Raw genomic sequence first — 19046 nt, forward strand, 5'->3', positions numbered from 1 at the left:
AGCCGTAGCGGCGTCAGGCGATCGATGTGCCGGCGGCCTGAGCGATGGCTGAGGCTGAGGAGGACGACATCGTCATGGTGAACGAAGCTGCGGTTGCGGTCTGTAACAGCCCGGAGGTGCTTTGATGGTCCAGTTCAAAGCCAAGTCAGCGGTGTCGGGTTGGTCAACCGGGACGGCAGTCGCTTGCGGATGCCATGTCTTCGGCATCCGGCAACCACGGTGGTTCTGCGCCGTCCAAGAATTTGGAGGCTCATGGATGCCTCCGCAGGTCAGCAAGCGAAGCGGCTCCAGAAGCTCTATGTCTCGGACGCGTGGGTGAAGAAGCAGCTAAAGCCGGAGGCGGATGCTGCTCAGCCTGCGGGAAGCGGTATGCCCGGCTCAGTGAGCCGGGCAACCCGTTTCAATTCGATCAATCCGGAGGCCCGAGCCAAGTCGGATGACGAGAGTGGACACACCACGTCGATGGCGAGACCGCCTCTAGAGCATCATCCCGAAAGGTGGTTTCCGGCTTTCGGAAAAAGATGATGCAAAAGCAGAAGCCTAGAGCATCGTGCTGGATCCGAAATCCAGCACGATGCGCTAGACGGTCAACGCCCTAATCTTGCCGCGTCACTCACTAGACGAGGGTGTGGCCGATACTGCTTCCCGTCTGGAGGTAATGTCCGAGCGGGTCGATGCCGGCTGCGACCACCTCGGGATGGCTCGCCAGGTACCCGTTCGTGTCGAACGACGCGCTCGGATTGGCCCCCTCGCGCCACCCGAACTCCTGGTAATGCAGCAGCGGATTGGTGCCCGATGCGGCGACACCCGGGTTCTGCTCCAGGTAATACGCGGTGTCGAACACGGCGTTGGGATTGCGCAGCTCGCTCGCGCCGTATTTCAGGTAGTGCTCGAAGGCGAAGGATCCGGCGTCCCGCCCGGTGGGCACCGCCGCCGCGACATCGGCATACCGAGCCAGATAGAAATCGGCGTCGAAATCGCCGATCAGCCGGCCCGGCCCCTCGCTCTCGCCTGCAAAGACCGATCGGCCCTCTTCCTGCCCGTAGGTCAGGTAGTGCGCCAGGGCGTTGATCCCTTGCGCCGCCACATCGGAATTCCGGTGGAGGTAGGCTTCGGCAGAGAAGTTCGGGCTTGGGCTGCGGCCCTCGCGCTCGCCGTAGGTGACGTAGTGCTCGAGCGGATTGATGTCGGCAGCCGCCACGTCCGGGTTCTCGGCGAGGTACTCGCGGGTGTGGAAATAGGCGTTCGGATCTCGCCCCTCCTTCCAGCCGTAGGTTTCGTAATGCGTGTCGGCATCGACCTGCGCCCGCCAGACATCGAGGTTGTTGGCGTAGTAGAACACGTCGTCCACGACATGGTGTCCGTCGTTGTTTTGGATTTCGCCGTCGGTGAAGCGCAGGGTGTCGATGCCGCTGATGTCCCGCGTCACGCCGTCGGGGCCGACGAGCGTCAGGGCCTCGCCCACGAGTGCCACCCGTGCCTCCGTGAAGGCGAAGGCGAAGTCGGCGCTGGCCTGCGGCTTCTGTCCGCCGAGGCTGATGTCGAGGCTCGACTGCGCGAGGGCACCGGCTGCATCCGTCACCGTGTAGGTGAAATGCTCGGCGGCACGAGCGTTGTAGTCGAGGTTGTTCGCGCCGATGGCTTGGTAGCTGTAGCTGCCGTCTGCCGAGACCGTCAGGGTGCCGTGGTCGGCCACGACCTCGACGGTGCCCGAACCGGGGACCGCGACCTGCCGCCCGTCGGCGAACTGCACGGCCGTGACTCGGAGAGCCGCACCGACATCGTTCGCGAGCAGGTTGCCGGAGACCGCCGGCGCGTGGGTCAGCGTCTGGTTGACGTCACCCACCAGCAGGGGAGGCGTACCGCCGCCAGGTTCACCGCCACCATCGCTTGGTCCTTCGACGACAATCACCTCGATTGCGTCAGACGCTGTGCTGATGTTTCCAGCAGCATCCGTCAGTTGAACGGAAACGTTGTGGGGCCCCGCCGCGAACGGATCGGTCGGAGTGACGGCGAAGGTCCCATCCGGCCGCACGATGGCCGTGCCGAGAGGCGTCGTCCCTTCCAGCAACGTCACGGTGCTTCCAGGCTCGCCTGTTCCCGTCACGGTCGGCGTCGTGTCCGTGGTCGTCCCCGGGAAAGGCGTGACCGTCGGCGCGGCAGGTGCGGTCGTATCGATCGTCACAAGCGCGGTCGCGGAAGGCGCCGAGACGTTGCCGGCCGCGTCCTGCGCCGTGGCGGTCAGAGTGGCCGTTCCTTCGGGCAGAGGTGCCGTCGGTGTGAAGCTGAAGCTGCCGTCCGGTCCGACCACGACCGAGCCGAGCACATTCGTGCCGTTCGAGATCGTGACCGTCGTACCCGCCTCCGCCGTGCCCGTGATGGTCGGCGTCGTGTCGTTCGTCGGGTCGAGCGGCGCCAGCGTGGGTGCATTCGGCACGCCGGTATCGATGACCACGCCGATGGCGGCGGAGGGCGCGCCGGCATTGCCCGCCGCGTCCGTGAGCTGCACGGCGAGGTCGTAGCTGCCGCTGGCGAGCGGGGTGGTCGGGCTGACCGTGAAGGTGCCGTCCGCATCCACAACGGCGGTCCCGATCGGCGAAGAGCCGTTCAGGAGCGTCACCGTGGCCCCGGGCTCACCGGTGCCGATGATGGCCGGGGTGGTGTCGCTGGTCACGCCGCCTCCGGCCGTCACGACCGGAGCATTCGGTGCGCTCGCGTCGATGCCGAAGGTGAACGGATCGCTCGCCGCGCTGACGTTGCCGGCGGCGTCGATCGCCACGGCGGTCACCGCGTAGATGCCGTCGGCGAGGCTCGGCAAGGTCGTCGACCACGCGCCGGCGGCATTGGCCTGCGTCTCGACCGTGACGGTTCCATCGGGAGCGCCGGCGGTGACACGGATCGTGCTGCCCGGATCGGCCAGGCCGGAGAGCGTCGGCGTGGTGTCACCTGTCAGCCCGTCCCCGAGGGCGCCGGTATCGTCGGCGAGACCCGTGACCACCGGGGCGCCGGGCCGCCCGGTCTGGAGCGTCAGCGTGCCGCCCGCGATCGTGCTCGTGTTTCCGGCCGCATCGCTGAGGTTGAGCGCCGAGGTCACGCGCCCGCTGAAGCCTGACAGGTCCACCGTGTAGGAGCCGTCGGCCGCCACGGCGACGCTCGTCTGGCGGATTCCGTCGGTGAAGATGACGCTGCCGCTGGTGCCGGGATCGAGCCCCGCTACCGCGAAGGCGGCGGCGGCAGCCTCCGCCGCGTCGATGACGCCATCGGCTGTCGGATCGACCGTCAAGGTGGCGGGAGCACCGCCGTCGACGGTGGTGTCGATCGTGAGTGCGAACGGAGCCGAGGTACCGATCGGGCTGCCGGCGGCGTCGGTCAGGCTGGCGGTGACGCTGTAAGCCCCCTCCGCGAGGCTCGGCAGCGCGACGCTCCAGGTGCCGTCGGCGGCGACGAGGCCGGTGGCCGTGACCGTGCCCGCCGCGCCCGCCGCGGTGAGCGCCACGGTTGCCCCCGCAGCACCGATACCGGTTAGCGTCGGGGTGGTGTCGCGGGTAAGGCCGTCGCTCGGCACGCCGGTGTCGTCGGTATAGCCGGTGATCACCGGCAGGACCGGCGGGATTCCGGTCACGTCGCGGCTTCCCGCCGCGAGCGTGGCGCGGTTGCCGGCGGCGTCAGCGATGTCGGATTCCGCCGCGAGGGCGAGGGTCAGGGTACCGGTGCCGGTCACCCCCGCCACCGTCACGGTGTAGGCGCCGCCCGAGCCGACGATGCCCGTGACAGTCCCGGTCGCTCCGTTCGTGCCGGTCAGCACGAAGTCGTCGACGCTGACGTTGGTGACCGCCTCGGAGAAGCTCACCCCGTAGGTGAAGCTCGCCACCGCCGCGCCACCCGCCGTGTCGGCCACCGCCGTGCCGACGGGAGCCGAGGTGTCGAGGGTGACGGTCGGGCCGGAAACCGTGGCGGTGTTGCCCGCCGCGTCCGTGAGGAGCAGGCTCGCGGTCACCGGACCGTCCAGTGCGTCGAGATCCGCCGCGTAGCTGCCGTCGGCGCCGACCGTGACCGTCACGGTCGCCCTGCCGTCGCTGAACGTGGCCGTCGCCGTGGTGCTGGCGTCGAGGCCCGTCACCGTGAAGGCCGTCGCGGCGGCCTCTCGCGCGTTGAGGATGCCGTCCGCCGTGGTCTCCACGGCGAAGGTGACGGCGGGCGCGGCGTCGATCTGCGTGTCAACGACGATGCTGAGTGGGGCCGAGGGTGCACCGGCATTGCCGGCCGCGTCCGTGAGCTGCACGGCGAGGTCGTAGCTGCCTTCGGCGAGCGGGGTGGCCGGGCTGACCGTGAAGGTGCCGTCCGCGCCCACCACGGCGGTCCCGATCGGCGAAGAGCCGTTCAGGAGCGTCACCGTGGCCCCAGGCTCACCGGTGCCGGTGATGTCCGGAGTGGTGTCGGCGACGGCCCCGCCGGGGCTCGTCAGCGTCGGTGCGGCGGGCGCCGCGGTGTCGATGGCCAGGACCACCGGAACCGAAGTCCCGCTCGCATTGCCGGCCGCATCGGTGGCCGTGGCGGTGAGGGTGTAGGTACCGTCGCCGAGCGGCGTCGTGGGCGTGAAGCTGAAGGCGCCGTTCTGGTCGGCGATGGCCGTGCCGAGCACGGTGGTGCCGTTCAGAAGGGTCACGGTCGCCCCGGCATCCGCCGTACCGGTGAGGGTCGGCGTGCCGTCGTTGATGGGGCCGGCCACCGGCGTCAGGTTCGGGATGTTCGGTGCGGCGGTGTCGACGGTGAAGGTCACGGCCGCGGAGGCCGGGCCGAGATTGCCCGCCGCGTCACGGGCCACGACCGTGACTTGGTTGGCGCCCTCGCCGAAGGCCTGCGTCGGCGTGAAGCTGAAGGCGCCGTTGCCGTCGGTCACGACGCTGCCCAGCACCGTGCCGTTGTTGCTCAGGGTGACGGTGGTGCCGGCCTCCGCCGTGCCGGTGATGGTCGGCGTGCTGTCGTTGGTCAGGCCCGCATTGGTGATGACGGGCGCGGATGGCGGCAGCGTGTCGACGACGACGCTGAGCGGGGCGGTGGCCGCGCTGACATTGCCGGCCGCGTCGGTGAGCTGGACGGTGAGGCTGTGGGTGCCCTGCGTCAGCGGGGTGGCCGGGCTGACCGTGAAGGTGCCGTTCTGGGCGACCGTGGCGGTTCCCACGGCGGTGGCGCCGTCGAACAGGGTGACGGTGGTGCCGGCCTCACCGGTGCCGGTGATGTCCGGAGTGGTGTCGGCGACGGCCCCGCCGGGGCTCGTCAGCGTCGGTGCGGCGGGCGCCGCGGTGTCGATGGCCAGGACCACCGGAACCGAAGTCCCGCTCGCATTGCCGGCCGCATCGGTGGCCGTGGCGGTGAGGGCGTAGGTACCGTCGCCGAGCGGCGTCGTGGGCGTGAAGCTGAAGGCGCCGTTCTGGTCGGCGATGGCCGTGCCGAGCACGGTGGTGCCGTTCAGAAGGGTCACGGTCGCCCCGGCATCCGCCGTACCGGTGAGGGTCGGCGTGCCGTCGTTGATGGGGCCGGCCACCGGCGTCAGGTTCGGGATGTTCGGTGCGGCGGTGTCGACGGTGAAGGTCACGGCCGCGGAGGCCGGGCCGAGATTGCCCGCCGCGTCACGGGCCACGACCGTGACTTGGTTGGCGCCCTCGCCGAAGGCCTGCGTCGGCGTGAAGCTGAAGGCGCCGTTGCCGTCGGTCACGACGCTGCCCAGCACCGTGCCGTTGTTGCTCAGGGTGACGGTGGTGCCGGCCTCCGCCGTGCCGGTGATGGTCGGCGTGCTGTCGTTGGTCAGGCCCGCATTGGTGATGACGGGCGCGGATGGCGGCAGCGTGTCGACGACGACGCTGAGCGGGGCGGTGGCCGCACTGACATTGCCGGCCGCGTCGGTGAGCTGGACGGTGAGGCTGTGGGCGCCCTGCGTCAGCGGGGTGGCCGGGCTGACCGTGAAGGTGCCGTTCTGGGCGACCGTGGCGGTTCCCACGGCGGTGGCGCCGTCGAACAGGGTGACGGTGGTGCCGGCCTCACCGGTGCCGGTGATGTCCGGGGTGGTGTCGGCGACGGCCCCGCCGGGGCTCGTCACCGTCGGTGCGGCGGGCGGGGTGGAGTCGATGGTGAGCGTGACGGGTTGGGACGCGGGGCCGACCTGGCCGGCCGCATCGGTGGCCGTGGCGGTGAGGGTGTAGGTGCCGTCGCCGAGCGGTATCGTGGGCGTGAAGCTGAAGGCGCCGTTCTGGTCGGCGATGGCCGTGCCGAGCACGGTGGTGCCGTTCAGGAGGGTCACGGTCGTGCCCGCCTCCGCACGACCCGTGATGGTGGGCGTGTCGTCGCTGGTCAGACCTCCGGCCGTCGTGATCGAGGGTGCCAGCGGAGCGACGGTGTCGACGGTGAAGGTCACGGCCGCGGAGGCCGGGCCGAGATTGCCGACCGCGTCACGGGCCACGACCGTGACTTGGTTGGCGCCCTCGCCGAAGGCCTGCGTCGGCGTGAAGCTGAAGGCGCCGTTGCCGTCGGTCACGACGCTGCCCAGCACCGTGCCGTTGTTGCTCAGGGTGACGGTGGTGCCGGCCTCCGCCGTGCCGGTGATGGTCGGCGTGCTGTCGTTGGTCAGGCCCGCATTGGTGATGACGGGCGCGGATGGCGGCAGCGTGTCGACGACGACGCTGAGCGGGGCGGTGGCCGCGCTGACATTGCCGGCCGCGTCGGTGAGCTGGACGGTGAGGCTGTGGGCGCCCTGCGTCAGCGGGGTGGCCGGGCTGACCGTGAAGGTGCCGTTCTGGGCGACCGTGGCGGTTCCCACGGCAGTGGCGCCGTCGAACAGGGTGACGGTGGTGCCGGCCTCACCGGTGCCGGTGATGTCCGGAGTGGTGTCGGCGACGGCCCCGCCGGGGCTCGTCAGCGTCGGTGCGGCGGGCGCCGCGGTGTCGATGGTGAAGGGGATCGGCTGAGAGGCGGGACCGACCTGGCCGGCCGCATCGGTGGCCGTGGCGGTGAGGGTGTAGGTACCGTCGCCGAGCGGCGTCGTGGGCGTGAAGCTGAAGGCGCCGTTCTGGTCGGCGATGGCCGTGCCGAGCACGGTGGTGCCGTTCAGGAGGGTCACGGTCGACCCGGCCTCCGCCGTACCCGTGATGGTGGGCGTGTTGTCCCGCGTCGCCGGCGCAAGTGGGTCGACCGCCGGAGCCTGCGGCACGTCGGTATCGATGCCGAGGGTAATGGAGGCGGAGGCCGGCCCGGTATTGCCGGCGGCATCCCGGGCGGTGGCGGTGAGCGTGTAGGATCCGTCCGCGAGCGGCGTCGCGGGCGTGAAGGAGAAGACCCCGTTGGCGTCCGCTGACAAGGTGCCCAGCTCGTCGGCACCGTTATAGATGACGACGAGCGCCAAGGCTTCGGCGGTGCCGGTGATGGTGGGCGTGTTGTTCGCCGTGGCACCCGAGGCGAGTGTGAAGGCGGGGGCCGACGGCGCCACCGTATCGATGGTGAGGGTGATCGCCGTGGAGGCGGCGGAGGCGTTGCCGGCCGCGTCCCAGGCTGTCGCCGTGATCACCGCCGCCCCATCGGCCAGGGCCTGGAGCGGAGTGAAGGAGAACTGGCCGTTCTGGTCGGCCGTCGCGGTTCCGAGAACGCTGCCGTTGCTGCTGAGCGTGACGGTCGAGCCGGGATCGGCGGTCCCCGTGATGGTCGGGGTGTTGTCGCCGATCGAGCCCGAAACCGTGCTCAGGAGGGGCACCGCAGGTGGGATCGTATCGATGGTCCCGGTCACCGCCGGCGAGGCGGCCGAGACGTTGCCGGCGGTGTCCCGCGCGGTCGCGGTGATCGAGATCGCGCCGTTCGCCAGTGGGGTGCCGGGCGTGAACGCGAAGGTGCCGTCTCCGTTCGCCACCGTGCTCCCGATCTCGACGCCGTTGACCGAGATCAGGACGACCGATCCGGGATCGGACGAGCCGGTGATGGTCGGCGTCGTGTCGTTGGTCGGCCGGAGCAGGTCGACCGACGGCACCTCGGGCGGGGTGAGATCGACCTCCAGCTCGACCACGTTCGACGGGAGGGAGACGTTGCCCGCGACGTCGCGAGCGGTGGCTTGGAGGGAGAGCGTGCCATCCACCAGCGGGTTGTCCGGCGTGACGACGAAGTTGCCGTTGGCGTCGGCGAGCGCGGTGCCGATGACGATGGTTCCGGCCGCGGCCGTAACCGTCACCGTGGAGCCGGCTTCGGCCCCGCTGCCGCGGATGACGGCCGACGGGTCGTTGGTCGGCACCACGAAGGCGGCGAGGGTTGGCGCCCCGGGCGGGGTGAGGTCGATCAGCACGTCGAGCGTCGCCGTCGCCACGGCGCCGGGGAGGTCCGTATCCGTGGCAACCACGGTCAGGGTTTGCGGCCCCTCGGGGATGGCGGTTTGTACCGCGATGTTGAACCGCCCGTCGGCTCCCGCCGTCCCGGTGCCGATCTCCGTTCCGCCGAGACTGATCGTGATCGTGTCGCCCGCGGTGGCGGAGCCGCTGATGGTCGGCGTGGCGAGGTTGGTCGGCGGCAGGTAATCGACGGTCAGGAAGTCCGAGGCACCGTTGATGACGGAGACTTCGAGGGCGGCCGAGAGCCCCGAGACGTTGCCGGCGGCGTCCTGCGCGGTCGCGGTGATCTGCGAGACACCGTTCGGCAGGGGTACGGTCGGCGTGAACGAGAAGGTGTTGTCGCCGAGCGCCGTGGTGGTGCCGAGCACGATCGTGCCGGCGAAGATCGTGACCGTGCTGCCGGCCTCCGCGCTGCCGGTGATCGTCGGCGTCGTGTCCGTGGGCGGGTCCGTTACCGGCGCGAGAGTCGGCGCGCCGGGCGCGGTGGTGTCGACCGTGACGGTCGCGGCGGGCGAGGCCCCCGAAAGGTTGCCGGCGGCGTCGCGGGCGGTGGCGGTGAGGCTCGTGGTCCCGTCGGCGAGGGCCGTCGTCGGCGTGAACGCGAAGGTGCCGTTGCCGAGCGCCACCGTCGTGCCGAGCACGGTGGTGCCGTTGAGGATGGTGACCGTGCTGCCGGCCTCCGCCGTGCCGGTGATCGTCGGCGTCGAATCGTTGGTGAGCGGGATCGAGGCGAGGGCCGGCGCGGCCGGTGCCGCGGTGTCGATCGTCAGCGCCACCGCGGCCGAGACGGGCGAGAGGTTGCCGGCCGCATCGCGGGCGGTGGCGGTGAGGTTCGTGACGCCCTCGGCGAGGCCCGTCGTCGGCGTGAACGAGAAGGTGCCCTGGGGCCCCGCCGTCACGACACCGAGCACCGTCCCGTCGCCGCTGATGGTGACGGTGGAGCCGGCCTCGGCGGTGCCGGTGATCGTCGGCGTGGCGTCGTTCGTCAGGCCGAGCGGATCGATCGCCGGCACTCCGGGAGCCGTCCTGTCGACCGTGACGGTGAGGATCGCGGACGGCACGGAAACGTTGCCGGCCAGGTCGCGGGCGGTGGCGGTGAGGCTCGTGGTCCCGTCGGCGAGAGCCGTCGTCGGCGTGAGCGAGAAGGTGCCGTTGGCGAGCGCCGTGGTGGTGCCGAGCACGGTGGTGCCGTTGAGGATGGTGACCGTGCTGCCGGCCTCCGCCGTGCCGGTGATCGTCGGCGTGGTGCTGTTCGTCGGGCCCAGCGGCGCGATGACCGGCGCGCCGGGCGCGGCGGTGTCGACCGTGACGGTCGCGGCGGGCGAGGCCCCCGAGAGGTTGCCGGCGGCATCGCGGGCGGTGGCGGTGAGGCTCGTGGTCCCGTCGGCGAGGGCCGTCGTCGGCGTGAACGCGAAGGTGCCGTTGCCGAGCGTCACCGTCGTGCCGAGCACGGTGGTGCCGTTGAGGATGGTGACCGTGCTGCCGGCCTCCGCCGTGCCGGTGAGGGTTGGCGTCGAATCGTTGGTGAGCGGGATCGAGGCGAGGGCCGGCGCGGCCGGTGCCGCGGTGTCGATCGTCAGCGCGACCGCGGCCGAGACGGGCGAGAGGTTCCCGGCCGCGTCGCGGGCGGTGGCGGTGAGGTTGGTCGTGCCGTCCGGCAGGGCGTCGGCCGGCGTGAAGGAGAAGGTGCCGTCAGCCCCCGCGACGGTCGTGCCGAGCACGGTTCCGTTGCTGCTGATGGTGACGGTGGAGCCGGCCTCGGTGGTGCCGGTGATCGTCGGCGTCGTGTCGTTCGTCGGACCGAGCGGCGTGATGACCGGCGTTCCGGGAGCCGTCGCATCGACCGTCACGCTGAGCGGGACGGAGGGTGCGGAGAGGTTGCCGGCCAGGTCGCGGGCGGTGGCGGTGAGGCTCGTGGTCCCATCGGCGAGGGCCGTCGTCAGCGTGAGCGAGAAGGTGCCGTTGGCGAGCGCCGTGGTGGTGCCGAGCACGGTGGTGCCGTTGAGGATGGTGACCGTGCTGCCGGCCTCCGCCGTGCCGGTGATCGTCGGCGTGGTGCTGTTCGTCGGGCCCAGCGGCGTGATGACCGGCGCGGTGGGCGCGGCGGTGTCGACCGTGACGGTCGCGGCGGGCGAGGCCCCCGAGAGGTTGCCGGCGGCATCGCGGGCGGTGGCGGTGAGGCTCGTGGTCCCGTCGGCGAGGGCCGTCGTCGGCGTGAACGCGAAGGTGCCGTTGCCGAGCGCCACCGTCGTGCCGAGCACGGTGGTGCCGTTGAGGATGGTGACCGTGCTGCCGGCCTCCGCCGTGCCGGTGAGGGTCGGCGTCGAATCGTTGGTGAGCGGGATCGAGGCGAGGGCCGGCGCGGCCGGTGCCGCGGTGTCGATCGTCAGCGCGACCGCGGCCGAGACGGGCGAGAGGTTGCCGGCCGCATCGCGGGCGGTGGCGGTGAGGTTGGTCGTGCCGTCCGGCAGGGCGTTGGCCGGCGTGAAGGAGAAGGTGCCGTCGGCCCCCGCGACGGTCGTGCCGAGCACGGTTCCATTGCTGCTGATGGTGACGGTGGAGCCGGCCTCGGCGGTGCCGGTAAGGGCCGGGGTCGGGTCGTTCGTCGGCGACGGCACGTTGAAAGCGGGTGCGGCGGGAACGCCGGTATCGATCGTGACGCTGACGGGGACGGACGGGCTCGAGACGTTTCCGGCCGCGTCGCGGGCGGTGGCGGTGAGGCTCGCGGTCCCGTCGACGAGGGCCGTCGGCGGCGTGAACGAGAAGGTGCCGTTGGCGAGCGCCGTGGTGGTGCCGAGCACGGTGGTGCCATTGAGGATGGTGACCGTGCTGCCGGCCTCCGCGCTGCCGGTGATCGTCGGCGTGGTGCTGTTCGTCGGGCCCAGCGGCGCAATCACCGGCGCGGTGGGCGCGGTGAGATCGATCTGCACGGACAGGGCCGCGGAAGCCGGCGAGGCGTTGCCGACGGCATCGCGGGCGACCGCCGTCAGGGCAAAGCCGCCCTCCGCGAGGGGCGTCGTGGGCGTGAAGGTGAAGGCGCCGTTGGCATCCGCTTGCGCCGTGCCGAGCACGGTGGTGCCGTTGAGGATGGTGACCGTGCTGCCGGCCTCCGCCGTGCCGGTCAGGGTCGGCGTCGAATCGTTGGTCAGGCCGCCCCCCGACAGGAAGGTCGGTGCGGCCGGCGGTGTCGCGTCGATCTGCAGGCTGATTGCCGCGGAGGCCGGCCCGAGATTGCCGGCCGGGTCGCGCGCAATCGCCGTCAGGGAGTAGGTACCGTCGGTGAGCGGAATCGTCGGGGTGAACGAGAAGGTGCCGTTCGCTCCCGCGACCGCCGTGCCGAGGACGGCCGCGCCGTTGAAGACCGTGACCGTGCTGCCGGCCTCCGCGGTGCCGGTGAGGGTCGGTGTGGTGTCGGCCGTGGCGGCCGTGCCGGCGGTGAGCGTCGGGGCGAGGGGCGCGGTGAGGTCGATCACCGTCGAGGTCGCCGTGGACCGTGCGCTGACATTGCCGGCCGGGTCGGTGGCGGTTGCCGTGAGGGTGTAGGTGCCCGCGGCGAGCGGGGAGGCGGGCGTGAAGGCGTAGCGACCGTCGGCCCCCGCGACGGCGGTGCCGAGCGCGGTGGTGCCGTTGTAGATCGTCACCGTGCTGCCGGCCTCGGCCGTGCCGGTGATCGCCGGCGCCACATTGTTGGTGAAGGCAGGCGCCACGATCGTGGGCAGCCCCGGGGCAACGGAATCGATGATTACCCCCAGCGGGGCCGAGAGCGGGCTGGAATTGCCGAGGGCGTCGCGGGCGGTCGCCGTCAGGCCATAGCTGCCCTCGTTCAGGGCCGTGGCCGGCGTGAAGCTGAAGCTGCCATCAGCCGCCGCCACCGTCGTGCCGAGCACCACGGACCCGTTGTAGACCGTGACTGTGCTGCCGGCTTCGGCCCGGCCGGTCAGGGTCGGCGTCGTGTCGTTGGTGAGACCGCCGCCTGTTGTGAAGACGGGCGCGACCGGCGCGGTCGCATCGATCTGCAGGCTGATCGCGGCCGAGGCTGGCCCGGTATTGCCGCTTGCATCCGTGGCCCGGGCCGTGAAGCTGTAGGTGCCGTCGGCGAGAGCGGTGGTAGGCGTGAAGGAGAAACTGCCATTGGCGCCCGCCACGGTCGTGCCGAGCAGAGTCGTGCCGCTATAGATCGCCACCGTACTGCCGGCCTCGGCCGTACCGTTCAGTGTCGGCGTGTTGTCGTTGGTCGAGGCCGAAGTCGCGGTGATCGTAGGAGCTATCGGCGCGACTGTATCGATCGTCACCCGAACCGAAGCGGAAGCTCCGCTCACGTTTCCGCTCGCATCCGTTGCGCGCGCACTGAAATTGTAGATTCCGTCCGCCAGGGCGGACGAGGGCGTGAAAGAGTATTGGCCCGAAGAATTCGCGATGACGGTGGCGACTTGCGCCGCCCCGTTGTAAATCGCAACGGTCGATCCGGCTTCTGCCGTGCCAAACAGCGTTGGAGTATTGTCTTGTGTTGCAGTCGCGTCCGTCGTTAACGTCGGTATCGCAGGAGCATACCGGTCATTCGTGACAATGTCATCGATACGAAAGCCGAGTTGCCCCAGACTGACATCAAGAACACTGCCGTTGAAAATTCTTACCTCGGTTAAGCCGCTCCATTCTGCCGGAAAGTCGACCCGGGTTTCACCGAGAAGCCCACCTAAATCGAGGACCTGCACCAAGGTTCTCGAGACGACCGGCTCGCCGTTTCTGTACCCAACGAAATAGGTGGTTGTTGCGACTCCGACCGCAGCTCCACTGTTGATGTTCAGTCGATTTAAATCGAACTGTCCCCCGGAAACTTGTGAAATGGACAGATAGCCGGCGCCATCCAGCACACCAACGCCGATACCCGTGCCCTGGCCAGTCCGAAGCTGCGCGTCGGACAAGCCAAAGTTGGCGACGGAAAGTGTTCCAGCTGGAACGCCCGCCGAATTGTATTGAGTATAAGCATACCCATCTACGATTAAAGGGTTCCCAGCACTGTTGAGAGAGCCGCTAAACGTCTGGGTCACCGCCGCCATCATCAACTCCAAGCACTCTGTGCTTTTTGTCGAAGATCCGAAAATCAACGACTCCAAGCGTAATTCGTCGATCAGAGCGAGATTTGCTCGGCATTAGAATGATGAAATCCGAGCAATCCCAGCCGCAAACATGCGGTTTAATCTGGGTGATGGAAGCTATAATTCTGAAAATAATTTTTTACTCTGCACTAGTATACGCTGCTTCAATGTGTCGTAGCTCAAATATGGAAAGTCTATTCTTTGAAAATATTATTTTCATTATGTGAGACGCTGACGCATACGGCACAATCAAATGCTTCAATTGGGGGCGGATCGTGAGCCGGAGGCTGTATTCGTGGGCGACGTCTCGGAGACCCCGCGCGAACCGCCCAAGCACGACTTCGGCATGTTGATGGAACGAGGTGGCTTCGCGGAGGAACCGCGCGGTAGGTTGATCCGGAGCGAAGGGTGGCGATGGCAGCAGACCGTGACTGGCTTGCAGAGCTGTCCCGGTGGCTCCAGCCGTCCCTGACGGCTCGATCTCATCCGGCCTGTGGCCCGATTGTCCGCTCCCCGTCGCCGGCCTGATGGGGCCGGGTGAGGCACGAGCCTGGGGTCGAGCCGCACATCCCCGTCTTCGACCAGTCCGCGCAGCGACGGCACCTTCAGCCGATCCGCGTTCACCTCCGCCCCTGCAGCCGATGCCTGCACCCGCCCGGCTGGCAACCCATCGCGGCCACGCCGGAAAGTCGACCGGACACCGCTCCCGCTCGTCGACGACGACGGCATGATGCGCGACCGGGCCAGCAAGCCGCCGGTGGTTGTCTCGAACTCCCGAATGCGTTCGCGGCCGGGTCGCCGATCAGTCCCTACGCGGTCGCGTTAGTTCAACGTTCGTGCAGGGACACTCACTCGCAGGCTGTTCCTCAAGGCAGGCCACCTCGGCAGGGGCGGATCGAACGTGTCGCTTCCCAATCCCGGGGGCTCATCCCTGTCTCGACAGGTCGTTGTCAGGTTGGCTCCGTAGGCTCTGACCGGAAGCCGATGCGAGTGGGCCGAGTGGACGATGACGATCTTAATCGGAGTCCTTCTGGGTCTGGGCCGGTCTCCGGAGATGGCCGGCGATCGCCGGGATGCGGGGCCAGCCTTCGATCCGAGCGGCGATCATGCGCAGAGATCCGTCGCGGATCGGGCCGGCGCCGCGGCAGCGCCGACCGGGCCTCCCAGGGTTCCACCCGAGGCGTCGAAGAATGGAAACGACCGGGGGGCGTTCGTCGATCTCGGGCTGGAGGCACGGATCGGCTCCGTCATCGGGGTCGGCCTGCGGCTCCAGCTCGGGCAGCGAAACGAGACCGGTCCCGAGGGTGTCGGCGCCCGTCCCGAGCCACTCCTGATGGGTCTGAGTGGAGCACCGGCTCCGAGGCGGTCGCACGCGGAACGCCGTGCTCCTGAAGCCGCGGAAGGGCTGCGGGCTGCCGAGATCGTGGGCGCACACCGTGCAGCACCCGCCGGACGCGGTGGCCTGCAGCTTGCCGGTCCCCTTGCGCGGCCGGATCGCCCCCGCACGGCGCACATCCCGGGGCAGGAGCCGGTTGCCCCTCGCCTCGCGGACGAGCAGCGGCAGAACGGTGGTGAGAGGTCTGCGGGTCGGCAAGCTCCCGTGGCAGCCGGAAGCGGGATCGATGCGCCGGTTCAATCCGGAGTAGCCGGCGTGGTCGCCGCGGGCCAAGCGGGGGCCGGGCCGCCCCGAGGTGGCGAGAAGACGCGTATCGCACCGCTCACCCAGGAAGCACCGGGAACAGGAGAACCGGCAGGCGGCATCGAGACGGATGGGGCAATCCCGTCACGCCCCGTGCTACCCGGCCGGCCTGTCGATCCGGGGCGCACCACCGGCGCCTTGCCGGTCCTCGACGATGCGCGCGCAACCCTTGCACTGACTCTCGCGCCGCGCCTTGCACCGAGGCGGACACCCGGTGGAGGACCAACTCTCGAACCGATCCGTGATGCGATTACACGCGCCGCGGCCGACGCATCGGGGAGGGACGACACCGCGCGGGCGACCGGAGCGCGTCCCGATATCGCTCCGGTCCAAACCGCCAGCGGCGCGCGCGTCCTCGACGCGGCATGGAGGACCACCCCGCGGCCCTTCACCGAGACCGCCGTGGCGGGGGAGAGGCCTGCGCCGCCCACCGTCACCTCGGCCGTCGCAATGGTGGGTGTCGCCTCGGCCAATGCCGGGCCACCGCCGGATTCCGTCCGGGTGCCTGCGCTGACTCCAGCGACCATCCAGGCAATCCCACCGCTCGCGACACGGCCTCCGGCACCTGCGCCCGGCACCGCAGCGGATGCGGTCCGTTCGGAGGCGCTCCGGCCGCCGGCAGTGCCGAATGAATCGGGCGCGGCACAGGTGGCTGCCCAGGCCGACTCGAACCCGACGAAGATGGCCGACTCGCCCCCCGGCCGCCACGAGACCGTGTCGGAGACGGAACGGCAACCGTCGCGCGACGGTGCCGGTCTCGCCGCCCCGACTCCGTTCGGACAAGAGCGCGTGCCCGATCTCCGGTCAGCTGCTCAGATCGAGCCGCGCACGATCGTCGCGGCGCAATCGCGGAGCGACACGGCCGTGGCATCCGCAGCGGTTGCGACCCACCAGATGTCCGCGGCCGTGCCTGCTCCGATGCCTGCGGCTCCGGCCGGCCAGGGGGGCGCGCCGAGCGCCGGCATCGGTGTGGCGGACGTCTCCCGGCCTCCGGCCGGCCTCTCGGAGCAGCGATCGGCCGGGCCCAATGCGGGGTCGGTCGGCCCGGCCGCGGGTGATTTTTTCGGCGCATCGGGAAGCGGGGTGACGCCAGCCGGCGCGTCCGGCCTCGGCGCCGCGCCGCTGCCCCTCTACAATCCATTTCTGGCCCGTCGGACGGAGCGCCGCCCGCCGTCCCGCACCTCTGGAGCGCCACAACGCGGCAACGGCCTGTGGGCGATCCTGCGCGTCCTCCGCTGGCGTCGGAACCGCCGCGGCGGAGCCCCGCTCGAGACGGATCTCCCGGAGGAGACGGCGCCGAGCGAACGGGCGTGGCTGGCCACGCTCATCGCGCGCAGGCGGCGGTTGGGTATCGGCGTGGAAAAAGGACCCGGCTGAGGGGCTGATCGGCGCCCAATAGGGACCCACCCCGCCCCCGTGCATCTCTTGCTCCCTACCGCTCACGGTCAGGGAGCCAGCCGGGGATGTTGATCGTGGAGACCATCGCCAAGATCCGACGCTTGTTTCGTGAGCACCGGAGCATCCGGGAGATCTCGCGCGAGCTGCGCCTATCCCGCAAAGTCGTGCGCAAGGCGCTGCGCTCGGACAAGACCGCCTTCGCCTACAAGCGCCAGCACCAGCCCCGGCCGCAACTCGACGGACACATCGCGCGCCTCGACGTCCTGCTGGCCGAGGAGTTGATCAAGCCCAAACGCGAGCGCCTCAGCCTCACGCGCCTGTTTGAGGGGCTACGGGCGGAGGGCTATGCCGGCGGCTACGACGCGGTGCGCCGCTACGCGCAACGCTGGTTTGCGGAGCATGTCGCCACCGCCGCTGGTGTGTTCGTGCCGCTCGCCTTCGCGCCGGGTGAGGCCTACCAGTTCGACTGGAGCCACGAGACCATCCGACTTGCCGGCATCACCACGCAGGTCAAAGTCGCCCATATCCGGCTCTGCCACAGCCGGCTCTTCCTGCTGCGAGCCTACCCGCGTGAGACGCAGGAGATGGTCTTCGACGCCCATGAGCACGCCTTCCGGTTCTTCGGCGGCTCCTGCAGGCGCGGCATCTACGACAACATGCGCACCGCCGTCTCGGCAATCTTCGTGGGTCGCCAGCGCACCTTCAACCGCCGCTTCCTTCAGCTCTGCTCGCATCACCTGACCGAGCCCACCGCCTGCAACCCCAGCGCGGGCTGGGAGAAGGGACAGGTCGAGAACCAGGTGCGCACCGCCCGCAACCGCTTCTTCAAGCCGGTCCTGCGTTTCGAGACGCTGGTCGACCTCAACCACTGGCTCGAGCAGCAGTGCCGGCTCTGGGCTTCCACCGCGGTCCATCCGGTTCAACGCGACCGCACCGTCCAAGCGGTCTTCGAGACCGAGGACCAGCCGGCGCTGATCCCCTACCGCGGCGCGTTCGACGGCTTCCACGAGGTCGAGGTGGTCACCTCCAAGACCTGCCTCGTGCGCTACGACTCCAACCGCTACTCGGTGGCCGCCCGCGCCGCCGGGCGACACGTGCAGCTGCGTGCCTATGCCGACCGGATCGCCATCTTCCTCACCGGCCAGATCGTGGCCGAGCATGCGCGTTGCTTCGGCCGCTACCAGACCGTCTACGATCCCTGGCACTACCTGCCCGTGCTGGCCCGCAAGCCCGGAGCGTTGCGCAACGGCGAGCCCTTCCGTGAGTGGGACCTGCCCGGCGGCTTGGCTCAGATCCGCGAGCGGTTGCGTGCACATGCCGATGGCGATCGGCAGTTCGTCGCGATCCTCTCGGCCGTGCCCGAGGCAGGCCTGGGGGCGGTCGAGGCTGCATGCACCGCCGCCTTGGCCGCGCGTCTGTTCAGCGCCGATGCGGTGCTCAACCTGCTCGCGCGCAGCCGCGAGAGCGTCCCCCCTGCGCCGGTGCCAACACCCGCCAGCTTGACGCTTGGGGTCGAGCCTGCGGCGGATTGCGCGCGCTACGACGGCCTGCGCGCTCTGGAGGCGATCTGATGGAGCGACACACCGTCGTCGACCTGATGGTCAAGCTCAAGCTGCGCGGCATGCGCGCCGCCTACGACGAGATCATCACGCAAGCTGGCAAGCGCGGACATGCGCCAGAGCGGGTCGTGGGGGATTTGCTGGCCGCGCAACTGGCTGACGTGGAGAGTCGGGCCACGGCCTACCGCATGGGCAACGCGAAGTTCCCGGTCCTGAAGACGCTGGCCGAGTTTGACCTGACCGCCTCGCCGGTGAACGCGGCGATGGTGCGCGACCTGCACCAGGGCAACTTCCTGACTGACAGCCGCAACGCGGTGCTGATCGGCGGCACGGGCTCGGGTAAGACGCATCTGGCCATCGCGATCGGGGCGAACTGTGTGCGGGAGCGGGAGGCGCGGGTGCGCTTCTTCAACACGGTCGATCTGGTCAACCAGCTTGAGGCAGAGGCGCGGGCAGGCAAGGCCGGCCGGCTGGCCTCACAGCTGGCACGGATGGACCTCGTGATCCTGGACGAACTCGGCTACCTACCGTTCCCGCGCGCTGGCGGGCAGATGCTGTTCCATCTGGTCAGCCGGCTCTACGAGCGAACCTCGATGATCGTGACGACGAACCTGCCGTTTGGCGAGTGGCCGAGCGTGTTCGGGGACGCGAAGATGACAACGGCGCTACTCGACCGGCTCACGCACCACTGCGATATCCTGGAAACGGGCAATGCCAGCTGGCGGCTGAAGACGCGCAGCTGAGTGCCGATTGTCTCAAAGAGCCGAGGCCCGATCCGCCGTCAGGCTGGAGACGAGGCCGATGCCGCTCCGCTGACCCGACCGGCTGCGCGGCATCGGCCTCTGCGTCGGCGCTCATACGCGGCGGGTGGGTCCCTTTTGGACGCCGATCCTGGGTCCCTATTGGACGCCGATTGACAGCGGTCGCACCG

At 69.8% G+C, this 19046-nt stretch carries 4 protein-coding genes and 1 pseudogene; 4 read left to right on the top strand and 1 reads right to left on the bottom strand.

The window, feature by feature from the left end:
• Nucleotides 1-616 precede the first annotated feature (616 nt).
• Nucleotides 617-13423, bottom strand: a complete 12807-nt coding sequence (locus MPPM_RS06425) for an Ig-like domain-containing protein (RefSeq protein ID WP_348529773.1) — start codon at nucleotides 13421-13423, stop codon at nucleotides 617-619.
• A 579-nt stretch (nucleotides 13424-14002) separates the two neighbouring features.
• On the opposite strand from MPPM_RS06425, the pseudogene MPPM_RS27860 reads away from it, so the two are divergent.
• From MPPM_RS27860 to istB, 4 genes and pseudogenes are all read left to right on the top strand, one after another.
• Nucleotides 14003-14210: pseudogene (locus MPPM_RS27860) on the top strand (IS5/IS1182 family transposase); the annotation flags it as partial.
• 1398 nt (nucleotides 14211-15608) lie between these two features.
• A complete protein-coding gene (locus tag MPPM_RS27865; protein WP_162296257.1) occupies nucleotides 15609-16535 on the top strand; it encodes a hypothetical protein in 927 nt (308 codons plus the stop codon).
• Nucleotides 16536-16621: 86 nt separating this feature from the next.
• Nucleotides 16622-18127, top strand: coding sequence for an IS21 family transposase (istA, locus tag MPPM_RS06445; protein WP_096483900.1), 1506 nt, complete (start codon nucleotides 16622-16624; stop codon nucleotides 18125-18127).
• Complete coding sequence (istB, locus tag MPPM_RS06450) at nucleotides 18127-18858, top strand: IS21-like element helper ATPase IstB (protein ID WP_096483901.1); 732 nt, start codon at nucleotides 18127-18129, stop codon at nucleotides 18856-18858. Before istA ends, istB begins: the two co-directional genes overlap by 1 nt.
• Nucleotides 18859-19046: the final 188 nt, after the last annotated feature.

It is taken from the genome of Methylorubrum populi, from assembly GCF_002355515.1.
Classification (GTDB): Bacteria; Pseudomonadota; Alphaproteobacteria; order Rhizobiales; family Beijerinckiaceae; genus Methylobacterium; species Methylobacterium populi_A.